This is a genomic window from Metabacillus sediminilitoris, assembly GCF_009720625.1.
Lineage (GTDB): Bacteria > Bacillota > Bacilli > Bacillales > Bacillaceae > Metabacillus > Metabacillus sediminilitoris.
Genome location: NZ_CP046266.1, coordinates 2621725 through 2638534, shown reverse-complemented (window position 1 = coordinate 2638534; position 16810 = coordinate 2621725). Strand labels below are relative to the sequence as shown.

15 protein-coding genes and 1 pseudogene are annotated in these 16810 nt (G+C 35.9%); 7 read left to right on the top strand and 9 right to left on the bottom strand.

Features of this window, described 5'->3' with window-relative positions; translation table 11 throughout:
- Nucleotides 1-159: 159 nt before the first annotated feature.
- The 3 genes from GMB29_RS12475 (at nucleotide 160) to GMB29_RS12465 (ending at nucleotide 3038) form a co-directional block, all read left to right on the top strand.
- Nucleotides 160-651 (top strand): hypothetical protein, encoded by a 492-nt coding sequence (locus tag GMB29_RS12475; RefSeq protein WP_136354010.1) that lies wholly within the window; start codon nucleotides 160-162, stop codon nucleotides 649-651.
- Nucleotides 629-1120, top strand: a complete 492-nt coding sequence (locus GMB29_RS12470) for a hypothetical protein (protein ID WP_136354008.1) — start codon at nucleotides 629-631, stop codon at nucleotides 1118-1120. The genes GMB29_RS12475 and GMB29_RS12470 overlap by 23 nt, the downstream gene beginning before the upstream one ends.
- Nucleotides 1121-1766: 646 nt before the next feature.
- Entirely contained in the window at nucleotides 1767-3038 is a 1272-nt protein-coding gene (locus tag GMB29_RS12465; protein WP_136354006.1) for an L-lactate MFS transporter, read from the top strand.
- 236 nt (nucleotides 3039-3274) lie between these two features.
- On the opposite strand, the pseudogene GMB29_RS12460 reads toward GMB29_RS12465, so the two are convergent.
- The 4 genes and pseudogenes from GMB29_RS12460 to GMB29_RS12445 all read right to left on the bottom strand — a co-directional run.
- Nucleotides 3275-3445: pseudogene (locus GMB29_RS12460) on the bottom strand (oxidoreductase); the annotation flags it as partial.
- A gap of 117 nt (nucleotides 3446-3562) precedes the next feature.
- On the bottom strand, nucleotides 3563-3889 hold the full coding sequence (locus GMB29_RS12455) for an antibiotic biosynthesis monooxygenase family protein (protein ID WP_136354004.1): 327 nt from the start codon (nucleotides 3887-3889) through the stop codon (nucleotides 3563-3565).
- A 535-nt stretch (nucleotides 3890-4424) separates the two neighbouring features.
- Nucleotides 4425-5534 (bottom strand): carboxypeptidase-like regulatory domain-containing protein, encoded by a 1110-nt coding sequence (locus GMB29_RS12450; RefSeq protein ID WP_136354002.1) that lies wholly within the window; start codon nucleotides 5532-5534, stop codon nucleotides 4425-4427.
- A gap of 84 nt (nucleotides 5535-5618) precedes the next feature.
- Nucleotides 5619-7313 (bottom strand): pyrroloquinoline quinone-dependent dehydrogenase, encoded by a 1695-nt coding sequence (locus GMB29_RS12445; protein ID WP_136354000.1) that lies wholly within the window; start codon nucleotides 7311-7313, stop codon nucleotides 5619-5621.
- Between the two features lie 171 nt (nucleotides 7314-7484).
- On the opposite strand from GMB29_RS12445, the gene GMB29_RS12440 reads away from it, so the two are divergent.
- Nucleotides 7485-7925 carry a cupredoxin domain-containing protein gene (locus GMB29_RS12440; RefSeq protein WP_136353998.1) on the top strand — a complete coding sequence of 147 codons (441 nt, stop codon included), beginning with the start codon at nucleotides 7485-7487 and terminating at the stop codon, nucleotides 7923-7925.
- Between the two features lie 380 nt (nucleotides 7926-8305).
- Here the strand turns inward: GMB29_RS12440 and GMB29_RS27020 are convergent, their stop codons facing one another.
- Nucleotides 8306-8452, bottom strand: coding sequence for a hypothetical protein (locus GMB29_RS27020; RefSeq protein WP_168733847.1), 147 nt, complete (start codon nucleotides 8450-8452; stop codon nucleotides 8306-8308).
- Nucleotides 8453-8533: 81 nt separating this feature from the next.
- On the bottom strand, nucleotides 8534-9661 hold the full coding sequence (locus tag GMB29_RS12435) for a 2-methylaconitate cis-trans isomerase PrpF family protein (protein WP_136353996.1): 1128 nt from the start codon (nucleotides 9659-9661) through the stop codon (nucleotides 8534-8536).
- 149 nt (nucleotides 9662-9810) lie between these two features.
- Between GMB29_RS12435 and GMB29_RS12430 the strand changes: the two genes are divergently transcribed.
- Both GMB29_RS12430 and GMB29_RS12425 read left to right on the top strand, forming a co-directional pair.
- Complete coding sequence (locus tag GMB29_RS12430) at nucleotides 9811-10674, top strand: LysR family transcriptional regulator (protein WP_136353994.1); 864 nt, start codon at nucleotides 9811-9813, stop codon at nucleotides 10672-10674.
- Between the two features lie 203 nt (nucleotides 10675-10877).
- The gene (locus GMB29_RS12425; protein ID WP_136354340.1) at nucleotides 10878-12188 is read left to right on the top strand and encodes a CitMHS family transporter; all 1311 of its coding nucleotides are present in this window, start codon (nucleotides 10878-10880) and stop codon (nucleotides 12186-12188) included.
- Between the two features lie 81 nt (nucleotides 12189-12269).
- Here GMB29_RS12425 and yyaC read toward each other — a convergent pair whose 3' ends face one another.
- Both yyaC and GMB29_RS12415 read right to left on the bottom strand, forming a co-directional pair.
- The gene (gene yyaC, locus GMB29_RS12420; RefSeq protein ID WP_227551679.1) at nucleotides 12270-12917 is read right to left on the bottom strand and encodes a spore protease YyaC; all 648 of its coding nucleotides are present in this window, start codon (nucleotides 12915-12917) and stop codon (nucleotides 12270-12272) included.
- A gap of 13 nt (nucleotides 12918-12930) precedes the next feature.
- Nucleotides 12931-14067 carry an AbrB family transcriptional regulator gene (locus tag GMB29_RS12415; protein WP_136353992.1) on the bottom strand — a complete coding sequence of 379 codons (1137 nt, stop codon included), beginning with the start codon at nucleotides 14065-14067 and terminating at the stop codon, nucleotides 12931-12933.
- Nucleotides 14068-14213: 146 nt separating this feature from the next.
- Here GMB29_RS12415 and GMB29_RS12410 point away from each other — a divergent pair, with 146 nt between their 5' ends.
- Nucleotides 14214-15080, top strand: a complete 867-nt coding sequence (locus GMB29_RS12410) for a LysR family transcriptional regulator (protein WP_136353990.1) — start codon at nucleotides 14214-14216, stop codon at nucleotides 15078-15080.
- A gap of 40 nt (nucleotides 15081-15120) precedes the next feature.
- Here the strand turns inward: GMB29_RS12410 and tcuA are convergent, their stop codons facing one another.
- Nucleotides 15121-16623, bottom strand: a complete 1503-nt coding sequence (gene tcuA, locus GMB29_RS12405) for an FAD-dependent tricarballylate dehydrogenase TcuA (RefSeq protein ID WP_136353988.1) — start codon at nucleotides 16621-16623, stop codon at nucleotides 15121-15123.
- Nucleotides 16624-16810: the final 187 nt, after the last annotated feature.

Genomic DNA, 16810 nt, shown 5'->3' with positions numbered 1-16810 from the left:
TACATGGTAGAGTAGAACTTCAGATAGACCCATATGATGATTATTAATAATTTATGACGCCTTTATTAGGATGAATAATAAAAAGTTGATCAAGGAATATTAGGTAACAACATACCTAAATAAAAATTATAAAAAAATAATTGGAAGGAAACCTAATTTATGATTTTTGTTGTGGCTATTACCTTCTCGGTTCTATTATTAACCGCCTTCGTTATTAAGGCTAAACATCTTCATTTGTTTGAATTATTAGCCATCTGGTTTAGTGTAACAGCTGTAAATTCACCAATCTACTCGTTTTTTCTTGTTAACAAACATTGGATTACTGTATCAGATAACAATGAACTAGCCATAATTCGTATAATTTATTCTGAATTATTAAGTCCCCTTTTTATTACATGGATACTCGATGAGACCCTTACCGTGAAACTCAAAATTGTAAGATACTTGAGTTATCTTGGAACCCTTGGAATTCTCTTTTTAGGTGGCTTTACACTTCATTTATTGGGTGTTGTACGTTTTAATTCTGCCGGTATGATATGGTATACACCTTTCAAATCAATCACATTAATTATAGCCCTATTATCAGTTCGGAGCATTCGATGCCTAATTAGAAAAGATGGGATGTACGATGAGTCAACATGCAACAATTAACCTTTGGTTTAATATTTTAATATTTCTCTTTGGAGGCTATTTAGCGTTTCGGCTTCCACAACGGTTACCGAAAAGCGTAGCAGCTCTTATCATGACAATGTGTTTAGCCATAGCTTTAGGCTTAGACCATTCAATAGGAGTTCCCCCAATAGATTTGTATGATACGAATATTGAACCTTGGCTAACACTTACCGAAATCCCAACTTGGGGGATGTATCCAATTTCGGGATATTTGTATATTTATCTGTTCGACAAGCTTAACGTTAGAGGCTATTTTATTCCATTATATATTTTGTGTTGGTCAATATTCGGGACTTTGTTCGAGGGACTAGGGAAAACCTTTAAGGTTTTTGTACATAAAGATTGGGAGCTCCGTTATTCATTCCTTGTCTATTTGTTCACGCAAATTTTAACGACAATTGTATTTAAGATTCTAATGAAAACCTACCGAAAAAAGGGTGAGGGATGAGAAGATTTTCTGAATATTAATATTGTAAAGAACTTAGTATAGATTGTTCCCCTATTTTATGTGTTTGCTAGTTGCCCTTTTAGAAAAGGCTTTGAAAAATAATAAGTTATTGAAATCTCTCCTCAATAGTCCCATTCATAAAAAACAAAATAACTATAATTATAACTTGAGTGATCATATGACAAAAAAAACGAACTCTATCAATTATTCAATATCATTAGCTCTAATCTCCTTATTAAATTTTACCTACTTATGCACTTGAGGACCAAATTAAAAATAAACAAGCTACTTAGCACTAAGATAATACCAACAAATATTAGCCTTAATTACCCTTAACCTTTCCATACTACCTTCCTAGATGTTTAAATTGCCTTTCTTCTTCTGATTCTTCATACATAAATAACTGAAATATAGCATGTCCAATTTTTTTGAATAGATATCTTATACCTTCTATTATTATTCTTGAAATATTAAATTCCTTAAAGTCTTCTACACTTATAAAACCTTTGATAACATATCTTGATAGTTTTTATGACTTACTCATTAATATTTTTAATAGTTTGATTTTTTATAAGTAAGGTTGTATTATCTAATGTAAGGGCTTACATAAAATGGTATCATCTATATTTCCGGAAGGAGGAAGAACATGAAGACAAATAAAAACAGATGGTTGATTGCTTTGTCAGCGATTGCCATCCATCTTTCAATTGGTGCTGCCTACGCATACAGTGTTTACACCAATCCTGTAAGTGAACAAATGGGCTGGTCAAAAACAGAGGTAACGATTGCCTTTACAATTATGATGGCACTTGCAGGTTCATCTGCTGCTTTGTTTGGGAAATTTGTTGAACGAAAAGGACCTAGAAAATCAGCGATACTTGCTGCTGTATTATTTGGATTAGGACAAGCAGGTTCCGGTGTCGCACTCGCGATTGGATCATTACCCGTTTTCTTACTTACGTACGGGTTACTAAGTGGTCTCGGGCTTGGTATTGGGTATATCTCACCGGTATCAACACTCGTGAAATGGTTCCCTGATCGAAGAGGGTTAGCGACTGGAATGGCCGTCCTTGGTTTTGGGACAGGCGCTCTTGTTACAGCACCAATTGCATCTAGCTTAATGGTAGAAATCGGGATTTCAAATACATTCTACATATTGGGTGCCTCATATTTTGTTCTGATGATACTTGGTGCCACTTACATTGCACCACCTCCTGAAGGCTGGATGCCAGCTTCAATGAAAAAAGATATTGCATCAGGTAAAAAAGTGATTAAAAAAGATTTACAACAATTGACTTCAAAAGAAGCCGTTAAAACGAAACGTTTTTGGATGCTTTGGATCATGATGCTCATTAATACAACTGCCGGAATTATGATGATTTCAGTTGCTTCCCCAATGGCTCAGGAAGTTGTTGGATTATCAGCCGCTTCAGCCGCAACGATGGTAGGAATCATGGGTATCTTCAATGGTGGAGGTAGACTAGGTTGGGCAGCAGCCTCAGACTATTTAAGCCGTCCTACTGTTTTCATTATATTTTTTATAATTCAAATTGTGGCATTCTTAACACTGCCATTTACAACAAATATCTTTTTGTTTCAACTTCTTATTTTGCTCGTTGTGAGTTGCTACGGTGGCGGATTTTCTAACCTGCCAGCATTCATTGGTGATCTATTTGGAACAAAACAACTTGGTGCGATTCACGGATACTTGTTAACAACTTGGTCACTAGGCGGCGTATTTGGGCCAATGATCGTCTCACAAATTAGAGAAAAAACGGATAGTTACACCCCAGTGTTTTACGTTTTCTTGGCATTAATTATTCTTGCGTTTATCGTATCGATTTTGTTGAAGTTTGATATTAAAAAGGAAGAGAAAGAATTACAACAAAAACAAAAACGAGAACATGCCATTTCATAATAAGTCAGTTTGTTATTAAGGTTTTAGGGGTTAATGAAATACCTACTATTCATTTATGCAGGCAACTAAAAACTCCGGTCTTTGCTGGAGTTTTTGATTTAGTCTCCTAAACCCGTTCGTTGAATCAGATGTTTTTTGTATGCAAAGTCTTTGTGGCATTAAAGGATTGGAAGCATAGATTGACTTAGCTACCATTAACAAAGTGACGAGCTTTTATTTATCTCGTCACTTTGTTATCATAATTTTACAAGTATTCTTCCTCGTGCTTGTCCTTTATGTAGAGTAGGCAGAACACCTGGAAGTTGCTGAAGGGTTACTTCTTGGTAAATAAATTCTTCTAGGTTTGCTGGCTTGAAATCTGACGCTAAACGATTCCATACTTTCAATCTTGTTTCCATCGGACAATAGGAGAATCAAATATTTAGCACAGAGAAACCATAGTGCTTATTGTGCTTTCCCCTTGTTTAATAATAAAAGTCAAAACAACCCCTAATCTTCACCTTAAGCTCTTACAAAAACAATTGTTACATTTCAAAAAAATTATGTCTTTCTACCTTACAAACTCTGAGAGAAAAGTTTTTATACCATTCTGTTTTCCCTCTAACTTGTGCTGCTCTATGGGCTGAATTTTCCTTCCAAACTTTTATGGATTCTAAAGAATCCCAATACGAAACAGTAATTCCTAATTCTTCATCACGTGCACTTTCAACACCTAAGAATCCCTTCTGCTGTGAAGCTAATTCCACCATTTTATCTGCCATTATTCCGTAACCATTGTCCCCTTCAGTTCTTTGTGAAGAAAAAATCACTGCGTAATAAGGTGGTTCTGGAGTTTTGGTCATTCCACTCATATGTAAGTCCCCCAAAAATTACTTTTTACAATAATATTTGAAATAATTATATGTCTCATTGTAAAACTATTCTACCCGTAGTAAAAAGAAGTACGATAAAAAGCACCCAATTTATGAGTGCTTCTTCGAATTTCCAACAAATCCCTACATCTGGATGTTATTCTTGGTTGATTTCTTCAACCCTATTTTCTGGACACTCGCTCTTTGTCGTCACACCGATATAACGATCAATGATCTCCTTTTTTCCACCATACGGCCTTCCGAACACATAGAGTGCTGGATAGTTATTTTCTCTCTCAACATACTATTTAAAATAATTTGTCATCTGTTTTTGTAATTGTGTGAAGATGTTTAATATCTAGATGTGCTTACAGCTTTACCCACTAATTAGTAGGACGTAACAATGTCAAAAATCAGCATTTCATTGAGCACAGCAACTTTAAGCATTTAATTAGTACAATGGTTTGAAAATTAGTTTTCCTGTGTGTGAAAGTTATGTTATTTAACAAACAGGATATACGGAAAAGATAACCCTCTATTTATTTGCTACAATTTGATTAGGTTCATTCTTTTTTACTTTCGGGATAAATTCTGAAGGAATGACATCCCCTGATTTTTTCCCTTCTTCTAAGAAATCCATAAATTTCGTTTGGAAAAAAGTTGGATTTTTATCCCACTCTGATTTTGGTAATGTTAAAACAAAAGTCCCGTCTCTATTAGGGATATTTATAAAATACTTTACATCTTTATCTAAATTGACACCGATTAACGTTCCTGTATACAATGCACCACTGTCTGTTGTTGAGACCAATGTAGGTGGTTTGTCTTCAATAACGGTTCCTTCTTTAGGTAATGTGATATTGATATTTACTCCTATATCCTCTGGGAATAAATACGCTTTATTTTCTGGTAAAGTGTACGTTTTTCCTTTATAAAGAACATTCATATAATGATTTTCTTCATCTTCTGGAATATAATATATGACATATTCTCCGTTATCATTACTTGGGTCAGACATTGTGAAACCCTCTACACCATCCCGTCGAAAATTTACCGTTGCACCTACGGCAGGTTTTCCGTCAGCATCTTTAATCGTTCCTGAAATTTTATATTTGATAACCCCAAAGGCTGGATATTCTTGTCCTTCTTTTAGTACGACCGTTGCATGTACATCAACAAGTTTTTTATCTTTTTCATTTTCAATTACTTGATCAATTTCAATTGGATAATGAACCGAAATAGATTTTTCTAATGTTAATAAAGAATCTTTTATTTGATTATCAACAAATTTTCCATCAATTTTAGCCTTATCCGCATTTACGACATGAATGCTTTTTTTCTCAAGAATGTTGCGACTGACCATTAATCTAAATTCGCCGTTTTTATTGGTATGAACATTTCGCTTTTCGGATACTTTTACCAAGACATTTTCAACGGGTTCATCTCCAACTAGAATTTTCCCTTTCACTGTTTCCATATGAGAGTTATCTAATTCCCATGCAGTAATACTGAATTCATTTCTATTAAGTTCTAAAGTGGCATCAATTGTTTTATTTTCTTTTATGGGTTTATTCTTGGATTTTTCACTACATGATGCCATCACTCCGACAGTTAAAATAAGAAAAAAGATCATCATTTTTTTCACATATATAACCTCCAACTTTAAATCTATTTAAAAAAAGGCAGAAAATATCTCCTGCCTTACTTTATTGAAAAATAAACTATTCAATTATTTATGAACACTATCGCTCGAACCTTCTTGTGATTCACCTTGTGTTTTGTCTGCGCCTAAGGTAAATACATGGATTTGTGGATCACGACCTGCCGATGTAATCATGATGTATGTTTTTCCATCTTTTTCAAAAATTGAAGGTGCGGCTGAAATGGTATCGCCGTTTGTTTGGAAGGACCAAAGTTCTTTGCCTGTTGCAGTTTCGATTGCTTGAATTTTACCGTCTAAATCACCATAGAAAGAGAGTCCTGTTGATGTACTTGTTAAACCGCCGCGCATTGGTTTATCGGTTTTGATTTGCCATTTGTGTTTACCTGTGCTGATATCGATTGCAGTAATTGTGCCATACCCTAAGTCATCAGCTGGTGGTGCATATGAAGTACCGAAAGCAGATGCACCTGGGGTATCAGTTTTTGTTCCTGCTTCTTCTTCGTTTTTGGCTGGTTTAATAATCGCACCTTGTTCAATACCAGGAATTAATACAAGATTTTCTTTTGGATCAAAGGTATCAGGTGCATAGTTTTGCCCACCTAAAATACCCGGATAGACAAGAGTTCCTTCAGGAGTTGGTGCTGGATGGTCAATTTTAGAGAAAGCTACATTTTTGTAAACAGGTTCACCTGTAACTGCATCATAGGCAAACCATTCTCCGCCTTTTGTTCCAACAACAACAAGTTTTTGTTCTTTACCGTTCACTTTTGCGTGAATGATGGTTGGGCTATCGGCAGTGTCATAATCCCAAAGGTCATGAGAAATTTGTTGTTGTGCCCAAATCAGTTTACCTGTATCAGCATTTACAGCAAGTACGGAGTTAGTATGTGGATTCGCACCAGGTCGCTTTTCCCCATAAAAGTCAGGAGCTGGATTTCCTGCTGAGAAATAAAGTGTACCTGTTTCTTCATCAACACTAGGCGGCATCCAAACAGCACCTCCGCCTCCAAATAATCCCTCGGCTAACCAACTTTCACCTTTAGGTGGAACTGTCCAAAATGGTTCATCCCATGCAGGAGTTAAATCGCTTGCATTAAATGCCATTTCAAATCCTCGAATACCATTGTCTCCACCTGAACTACCAACAAACAGTTTTCCATCATAGTAAATAGGAGCTGTTGTTTCATAATATCCGTTTTCAGGAGTAACATCAGGGTAAAATTCACTGATTTTAATCACATCAACTGTTTTACCTGTTTTTTGGTCAATGGAAACCAAACCTACGTCAGCTGTAATCATAAATACTTTTCCTTCTGCAACGGAAACACCACGGTTAGAAGATGGCATCCCTGTGCGTTCAACCGTATCAAGTAAATCTTGAGGCGGTTCCCATTCCCAAATGACATCGCCTGTTACAGCATCAAAAGCAAAAACATAATTTTTACTTGTTGTTACATAGGCCACACCATCAACAACAACTGGAAAGTTTTGATTACCGTTTGGAATTTTATCATTTAACTCTTTAAATTTTTTACTCCAAACAACACCTAAATCGCTAACATTATCTTTAGTGATTTCGTCATATGGTACGTGACGTGTTAATCCTAAATCATAACCGAACGTTTCCCAGTTCCCATATGTAACTTCTTTTGCCGGGTCCTTCGTATCTTTCGGTTCTTCCTTGTCAGCATCTGAACTACATGCTGTTAAAGCAAGTGACACAGCGAATATAGCTGATACAAGTTTCGTTTTATCCTTCACAAGTATCCCCCCTATATCTTTTATACAATCAATAAATGAATACGTTTTCAAACATGAAAATATCCCTGCTTTTGTTAACTTTGTGAAATATATTTAAATTTTCTGAATAATACTCAAAATAGTCAATATGATGTGTTATGTATAAAGAATAACGAAAGGGGATTCAACAACATGAAAGTTAAGGTTTTTGTTTTTTTCTTTTTTGCATTATTTTTGCTATTATTAGCTGGTTGCGGTTCTGAAGAATTATCAACAACAGAACCTGTTGATCAAAAAGATCATACTGAAGAGGATACGGATTCCACTAAAACAAAACCAGAAAACAAAGATGAGGTAAAGCCTACCGGAAATGTAGTAGAAGTATCAATTTCAGCCATAAACTTTGAATTTGATGTCAAAGAAATCAAAGCAAATGTAGGGGACACAGTGAAATTAACTCTAGTAAATGAAATCGGTGGACATGGTATTGCCATTGATGAATTTGATGTAGATGTAAAAGGTGGAGATACGATTGAATTTGTGGTTACAGAAGCTGGAGAGTTTGAATATTTCTGTTCTCTACTATGTGGAGTTGGGCATGACATAATGGTTGGGAAATTAATTGTGACGTAATTACCAAAAAGGTGTTGTAAACATTTATATGAATTTAGCCTGAGTCTATCTATATTAAATCTCAGGCTATTCTCCTTGCATGATTTTTTACGACCTCACCTGAAAAATCTACTTTTTTATTATTTTGATGTATTGAAAGAGTTCTTCCATTCCATCATTGCTCCATAATGAAACCATTCTCCACCCTCTTAATAATCAGCTACAACTTGCACAGGAGTGCGAACGCATCGTAGCTTTGATCCTCGGTAAATTATGTTGTGTTTCATCTTTTCCGCTGCTCTAAGCAGAAGTATCGCATATCCGTTCCAAGCAACTTATCAATGTTTACTTGCACAAAACCTATTTATTAAATAACAATCTTTTAGAAAAGAGCATTATAATTAAGTAAAACAAGGATCATTAAAATACACGATTTCAGATAGATACTTATCACCTTTCATGTTTTTAAATGCTTCCCTTGCCTCTTTTTCTGTTTGGAATTCAAAAATTTTTATCGTTTTATTTAAATAGAGAGTTATTACCCACACGAACTAGTTCCTCCAATGTTTTTCTTAATGTTATTCTCCTGAAAAGAGATGCTTAAAATTTGCACTTTAGTAGTTTATCATTCAAGCTAATTTAGAGGCAATATGATAATTTTTCTTTGTATAGACAAATCCTTCCAAAATCATCCGCGCAGTACGTACAACCTTAATCGCCGTCATATTGCCAGCGATTAAATCAACCTTTGTTTCCATGATTCCTGCTGGATGTGCTAATCGAATCACTTCTTGATTCACATTCAAAATATCTGATACGATTGTATCTTTTAAAAATGCACCTGCAGTTGTACAGATCGCACCTGTTATCGCAAGTGCTTGATGTGGTTTTTGCATGGACATCATTCTTATTGTACAGTCCATATCTTCAGCTTTTCTCTCCACTCCTGTTACATCTATGTAATCCATAGGAGGAGCAATAACAGTCAATTTAGGTACAGCAGGTGATCTTTTTGTTGCATCCTCTTTAGAAGAGAATTGACATAGTTCAGCCGCAATCGATCTAATTTCTTCGAGTTCTATTAGTTTTTCAGCTGTAAATTCATAAGGCAGTTCAGTCCCTTTAAGGCCAACCTGTTGTGCATGAACAAAAACGAGTGGATTCGCAACATCGATTATAGATACCTCAATAGAACCTTTAGATGTTTCAATAACATCAATAGAGTTTCCTGTTGGAAACAGCTTTCCTGTAACGGCACCTTCTGCATTCGTAAATGATAGATAAATAGGCGATCCTGTTCCCGGCACTCCAGGGATTGAATACATCCCATCCGTTTTGACTCGGCCATTTTCCACTTCTACCTCTGCAATAATCACCTTTTGCGTATTTGTATTAAAAATTCTCACGGTGGTAATAGGCTCAATTGCCGGCACAAGGCCTTGTTCAATCGCATAAGGACCCACCGCAGACGAGATATTTCCACAGTTTCCTTTGAAGTCCACTAATTGATTTTCAATACTTACCTGGGCGAATGTGTATTCAATATCAATCTCCGCTAGATCTGACTTTTTAATAATCGCTACTTTACTCGTTAACGAATTTGCGCCGCCAAGACCATCAATTTGTCTGCTATCTGGACTTCCCATAATATCCAAAATAAATTCATCCCAAAGCAAACGATTAGCAGGCATATCTTCAAAATGAAGAAACACCCCTTTACTAGTCCCTCCACGCATAACAACAACAGGTACTCTCATCTAAATAACCCCTTTTCTGATTCAGTTTTCAAAAAGTACCGGTGCTTTTGAAAATATAGTATGCTATGTTATATCATAAGTAAAATAGATATTTTGTTAGAGAAATAGAAAAAAAAACTTATAATCTAGATTAATTGGGGATGAGTATGATGGATGAAAAAGACTGGAATGCAATCCGTATTTTATTTCAAGAGAAGAATATTAGCCGTGCTTCAGAACGTTTATACATTTCACAGCCAGCGTTAACCTATCGACTTAAAAATTTAGAACAGGAATTTGGCACGAGATTATTTTTTAAAATCAAAGGGGGTATTGAGTTTACGACTGAAGGCCTGCATTTAGTAGCGTATTCGGAAGAAATGATCAAAAAATTACAAATCACGAAAGACAATATGATCAATTTACAAAATGAAGTAAGGGGAACATTAAGAATAGGAGTTTCAAGTAACTTTGCGCAATATAAATTACCAAAGATCTTAAAACAATTTTCAACGAAATTTCCGAATGTCCAATTTAATATCAATACAGGCTGGAGTACAGATATTTTAAACCTTCTAAATTCGGCTACCGTGCAATTAGGCATAGTACGTGGAAATTACGAATGGTATGGAAAAAAAGCATTATTACATAAAGAAAAGCTTTGTTTGATCTCTAAAAAGGAAATCGAAATGATGAATTTACCTAAACTCCCATTTATTAATTACAAAACAGATAGTTCTTTAAAAGCACTTATTAATGACTGGTGGCACGACAAATTCAATGAGCCTCCATTTATTATGATGGAAACAGACCGACTAGAAACATGTAAAGAGATGGTCAAAAATGATTTAGGTATTGCCATCGTCCCCCAAATTTGCCTGCAGCCTTCAGATAATTTGCAAATTTACGAGTTATCCTATAAAGATGGTGAACCAGTCTATCGATATACATGGTTAATGTACAATGAAGACTCGTTGAAGCTATCCACAGTAAATCATTTCATAGATTTTATCAATGAAAATACAGATCTTTAAAGAGGAATGATAAAAAATTCCTCTTTTCTATTTTTAGATTATAAGTTTTTTTTTAGAAAATTATTAAAAATTATATATTTTACTTATTTATAAACCTGTTTTATTCTAAAAACACGGAATATTCTTAATTAGCTTGGTGAAAATAAATTTAATAGTTTCAAATTTTTCAATTGAAAGCGATTACTTTTAGGGAGGGGATTCATATACTTACTTTTTTAGGAATTTCGATGGTTGTTGTTTTTACTTATTTGATTATGGCAAAAAAATTATCTCCTGTTACAGCTCTTGTCATTGTGCCTATTATTTTTGCAGTCATTGGCGGGTTTGGCCTTAAGCTCGGGGGGATGATGCTGGATGGATTAAAAGAAGTTGCTCCATCAGCGGCATTATTATTGTTTGCTATCTTGTTTTTTGGGATTTTAATCGATGCAGGCTTATTTGATCCGCTAATCAACAAAATGATGAAATTTGTGAAAGGAGATCCTGTTAAAATCGCAATTGGCACGGCGATCATAGCGATGACAGTAGCATTAGATGGTGATGGTACAACAACACATATGATTACGATTTCCGCTATGTTGGCACTTTATCTTCGAATCGGGATGAACCCGCTTATACTTGCAACAATCTCTTTACTTTCTGTCAGTATCATGAGCGGGATGACTCCTTGGGGAGGGCCGGCTACGAGAGCCATTGCCTCTTTAGGTCTTGATGCGAATGAATTTTTCCTCCCGCTTTTGCCGACAATGTTCTCTGGTATTGCTTGTATTTTATTTATCGCATTTGTTCTTGGTAAAAAAGAAAGAGCAAGAATTGGTGTGATTGAAGTGGGCGAGATTCCTCAACAATCATTAGAACTAAGTGAAGCAGCAGCTACCTTTGCCCTTCAAGATGATATTAAACGTCCTAAATTGAGATGGGTGAACTTCATTTTAACACTGGCAATTATGGTCGTTTTAGTAATGGGAGTCATCTCTCCTCCAATTTTATTTCTAATCGGATTTGTAATCGCTGCCATGATTAACTATCCGAATTTAGAAGAGCAAAAGGAAAGAATCCTATCACATGCAGGTAATGCATTAACTGTGACGATCTTAGTATTTGCTGCTGGTATCTTTTCAGGAATTTTTTCTGGCACAAAGATGGTAGACGCCATTTCAAATGCGTTAGTATCTATCATTCCAGAATCAGTTGGTTCCTTCTTCCCTCTTGTCGTTGCGTTAACGAGCATGCCATTTACTTTTGTTTTATCCAACGATGCTTATTACTTTGGAGTTTTACCGATTCTAGCTGATGCAGGAGCGACTTATGGAGTAAGTCCTTTAGAAATTGCGAGAGCATCTGTATTAGGGCAGCCAGTACATTTCCTAAGTCCACTTGTTGCATCTACTCTATTATTAGTAGGAATGGTTAAAACAGATCTTGGTGAATTTCAACGTTATGCGTTTAAATGGACACTGCTTTGTTCATTAGTCATCATTGCTGTTGCTTTTTTAACCAGTGCGATAAGCTAATTTTATCTCAAACGTAAACTTAAGCCCTCTCAAATTCATTAAAAAACTGAATTGAGAGGGCTCATCTTTTAAAAATAAATTTTAGTCAATCGCCTTCATTTTCGTTATGACCTTTACAATTGTTTTTGCAAGGTTCATGACTGTATACAATCTAGTATCATTTAAAAATTGAGAAGTTGGCAAAGGATCTAAATAGTTTACAATCCCAACGAAATGATAATCACCAACCTCTGGGAGCATCTTTTCAAGTGCTTTCCCAGGTGTTAAAGGTCCCTCTTTAAACCGGACATAACCGACTTGATCTTTATCACCAATAGAGGCATCAATACTAAAAATAAGCGGTTTTTTAAATTGTTTATTGATCTCCTTCAATATTCCTTTTAAGTTAAATGCGTGGACGGGTTCTTCTAATGTGCCATATACACGAAAGGGAACGCGGCTTTCTTTCAGCATTGTCCCCACTAAAGGACCTAATGAATCGCCAACATAGCGATCAGAGCCTATACATAAAATGACAATATCGTTGTCCTCATGTGGTGTTTGACAAATGATTTCTTTAATTTTTCGAGCTAAAATTTCAGTATCTCTTTCTTCTGTTTCCCCATTTGAATTCACATAATAGGAAATAGATTCTTCATTCTTTTTTTCTTTTTCATAATAAAAAGGACACACGACCATCACCCTTACATTAAATTCCGATATACAACTAATAAAGATATTAATATCCATTATAACGTAAATCCTATACGGATAGATGAGAATGAGTTTTCTTTTTGACCTCCAAATATTTTAAAAATCGAAAAAAGGGAGGAAGCGTTATGCAGACCGTCACGACCCTGAGCACTTGTACAGCTACGACAAATGTAGCATCACCATTAAGAACAAGAGCAGTCGTCGTCATCTCTGCAATTCCCCCCGGTGCAAAAGCTAAACCTGCCGTCAGGAACGGTATTTCTGTAAAAATGGATACAAAGTATGCGCAGATAAACACAGATACAATTAAGCCGATGGTACTTAAGAATGAAATGAACAACGTTCTATTTAATCCTACAAACATCGTTTTCGTAAAACGCGATCCAATACTTGCGCCAATGAAAATTTGCGATAAGATGATAAGACTTTGAGGCCACCAAGCGACAAGATCAAATCCGATCAGTACAGAACCGTAAGATTTGACCGCCGCAATAGTAATCATCCCTCCAATTAACCATGGAGCCGGAAACTTCAATAATTTCCCTAGATGATAGCCAATCCATGCTACCAATACAAATAAAATGGTGACAGCAAGCTGTTCCACTTCAAATGTTGTTATTTGTGGAGGTACCGTATTGTTATTTGCATGAACCGCAGAATGACCGAACAAAAAAGAAATGATAACAGGGATCGTGATGATCACCAAAAAAACACGCATTGCCTGAATGATACTAACAACACCTGTATTTGCGCCAACTTCTTCAGCAATACCAGGTATAGAAGACAGCCCGCCTGGTGCAGTAGCAAAAAAGCTTGTTAACATATCCAACTTACTGTATTTCCATAAAACAAGACCCGAAAGTAAAGAAAAAATGATCGATAAAAGAAGCATGATTAAAATTGTTGACCAATTTTCTTTAAAAATGTAGAGAACGGAAGTATTTACTTTCTGTCCTAATTCAATTCCTAAAATACACTGTCCGATGTATAACCAATATTTTGGAATTCCTTTTTGGGTATGAGGTACATGCAAAAACGCTGGACGAAGAATAGAGAGAAAAGCTGCCGTAAGGAGTGTGCCAATCATCCATCCAATCGGGAGATGTGTTAAAGAGAGAAAAAATCCGCCTGCTCCGCTTAAGATGACAAACCAAACAAATTGGAAAAATTGTGGATTTTTTTTCATATAGAATCCTTCTTTCTATTTATGTGAAGTTATTTGTAACCTTTGCTTGTTAAATTAACTATAGTATAATTTTAGAGATAATTAAAATATCATTTTATTATGATTATCCATAAAAAATCTTGATGGAAGAAATGGTGGCGAGCCGATTGGATGAACGCGATTTGATAGTGCTGCAAACCCTCTATAAAGAAAAAAACATTACAAAGACCGCACAGCAATTGTATATTTCTCAACCAGCTTTGACGAACCGCATACAGCTGTTAGAAAAGGAATTCGGCGTAAAAATTGTGAATAGGGGCAGACGCGGAGTCCAGTTTACACCACAAGGAGAGTATTTAGCAAAAAGTGCACACGAAATGCTATTAACAATACAAAAAATGAAGGAAAATGTCCTGAATATGGAGGATAAGGTCACAGGAACATTAAGATTAGGTGTCTCTACCTTTTTTACTGATTACTTGCTTCCAAACCTATTGAAACTATTCAAAGAACAATATCCAAATATTGAATTCAAGGTAACAACAGGCTTCAGCAGCAATATTGCCCATTTAATTTACAATCAAGATGTTCATATTGGCATTGTTAAGGGTGATTTCAGTTGGAATGATCAAAAACATTTATTATTTAAAGAGACCATTTGCATCGCGTCTAAGGAAAAAATAGATATACATAACCTCCCACATTTACCGAGAATTGAATATCATACTGACCCATTATTGAAAAATACCATCGATAATTGGTGGCATGAGCATTTCACCCAGCCGCCGCTTGTCAGCATAGAAGTTGATAAAGCAGATACGTGTAAAAAAATGGTTGCAAGTGGATTAGGCTATGCGATCCTGCCAAGCATGATTTTAAATGATGTAGATGATATATATAAAACAGATATTTCAAGCCTTGACGGAAAACCCGTTGTCCGGAAGACATGGATGTTGTATCACAAAGATTCATTACAATTAAACATTGTAAAAACATTTGTAGAGTTTATGGAAAATGAATTTACACAAAAATAATGCAAGCATCTGCCTAAGAAAGGCAGATGCTTTTTGTTGGTTAGGAAATTCCCAGCTTACTTTTAGAAAACTTTGCAGCAGATGTCCCAGATATTTTTCCGAAAACAGCCCCTGACATTAGTCCAGATCCACCTGGGTAATTTTTGTAAAAAATACCCCCAACCATTTCACCGGCAGCGTATAGACCACCAATAGGACTTCCCTCATAATTTAACACCTCACCATTTTCATTGACATGCAGACCTCCAAAAGCAAAGGTAATCCCGCACGTCACCGGATAGGCATAAAAAGGTGCTTGGTCAATTCGTAATGCCCAGTTTGTCTTTGGCGGAGCAATGCCCACCGTACCCTTTCCATCTTTAATTGTTGGATTATAATCACCTTCTTGGACAGCAGTATTATAATCTGTTATCGTTTTTAAAAATGGTTCTTTATCGATTGACATCTTTTCTGCTAACTCTTCAAGACTATCAGCTTGAATATATGTAGCTTCCTCTAGATTGTATTCCTTTCGCAGCATCGGACGTACTTGAGCATCAAAAAGCTGGAAGGCAGAATGTCCAGGCTGCTTTAATACTTCGCGGCCATATTTGGCATATGTGTAATTTCGGAAATCAGCCCCCTCATCAACAAATCGTTTTCCTTCCTGATTAATCAAAAGACCAAGTGGAAATGAAGATTTTTTAAAGATATCACCAGGCTTGTTGAAATCACCAAACTTAGGCGCGTTATAATCTGTCCCGATCGAATGACAGCCATTCCATTCTCCATATCTTTGTGCACCGACAGCTAACGCCATCGTAATTCCGTCCCCCGTATTGAATTCAGTCCCTCTTACAATCGCTGCTTCCCACTCTTCCCCAAGATGCTCACTTCTCATTTTTTTGTTTGCTTCAAAGCTTCCACACGCTAAAATAACACTTGAAGTTGAAATCGTCAGGATTTCACCGTCTTGCTCGATGTTAATTCCTGTTATTCGATCATTCACAGTTACAAGCTGTGTTGCACGGGAATTGTACCAAAGATCGATCCCGATCTCTTCAGCGCGCTGGAAAAGACTTTTGATTAAACCAACGCCCTTGTCTTCTGTTTTAATTGGAAGACCACCCCAAAAATGACGTTTCCCGTCTTGCTCGAAGGATTGATTTTCGACATTCAATTCAAATTTAATGCCTTGCTGACTCATCCATAAAAGTGTTTCAAAGGACTTTGAAATAAGCTGATTAGCAAGGTCAGGATCACTTTTTCCTTCGGTTACACGCATTAAGTCATCATAAAAATCAGATTGTGTATATTCAGGCATGACGATCTTTTCCGCTTCTTCATCTCTTAGATCAGGGATGATTTTTCTTATTGCATCTAAGTTATCATAAGCAACACGAATGGCCCCATCTGTAAAAAATGAATTCCCCCCACGCTTTTCTGCTGGTCCTCGTTCTAAAACTAAAACATCTGCCCCTTTTTCCTTTGCTGCAATGGCTGCACACATAGCCGCATTTCCTGCCCCAACGACAACTACATCATAATTTTTTGTACGATTCATATTTATCCCTCCTATTTGTGATTGTGTTTCCTTAACTTAATAGTATGGGATTAACAGAGATTAATAAAATATCGTTATTTGATTGAATTCCATAAGTGAAATTTATGGTTGATGTTGAGCAGGAGTATAAAACATTCATAAAAATTGCCCCCTAAACAGATTGAATTATCGTTCAAACCGTTTAGAG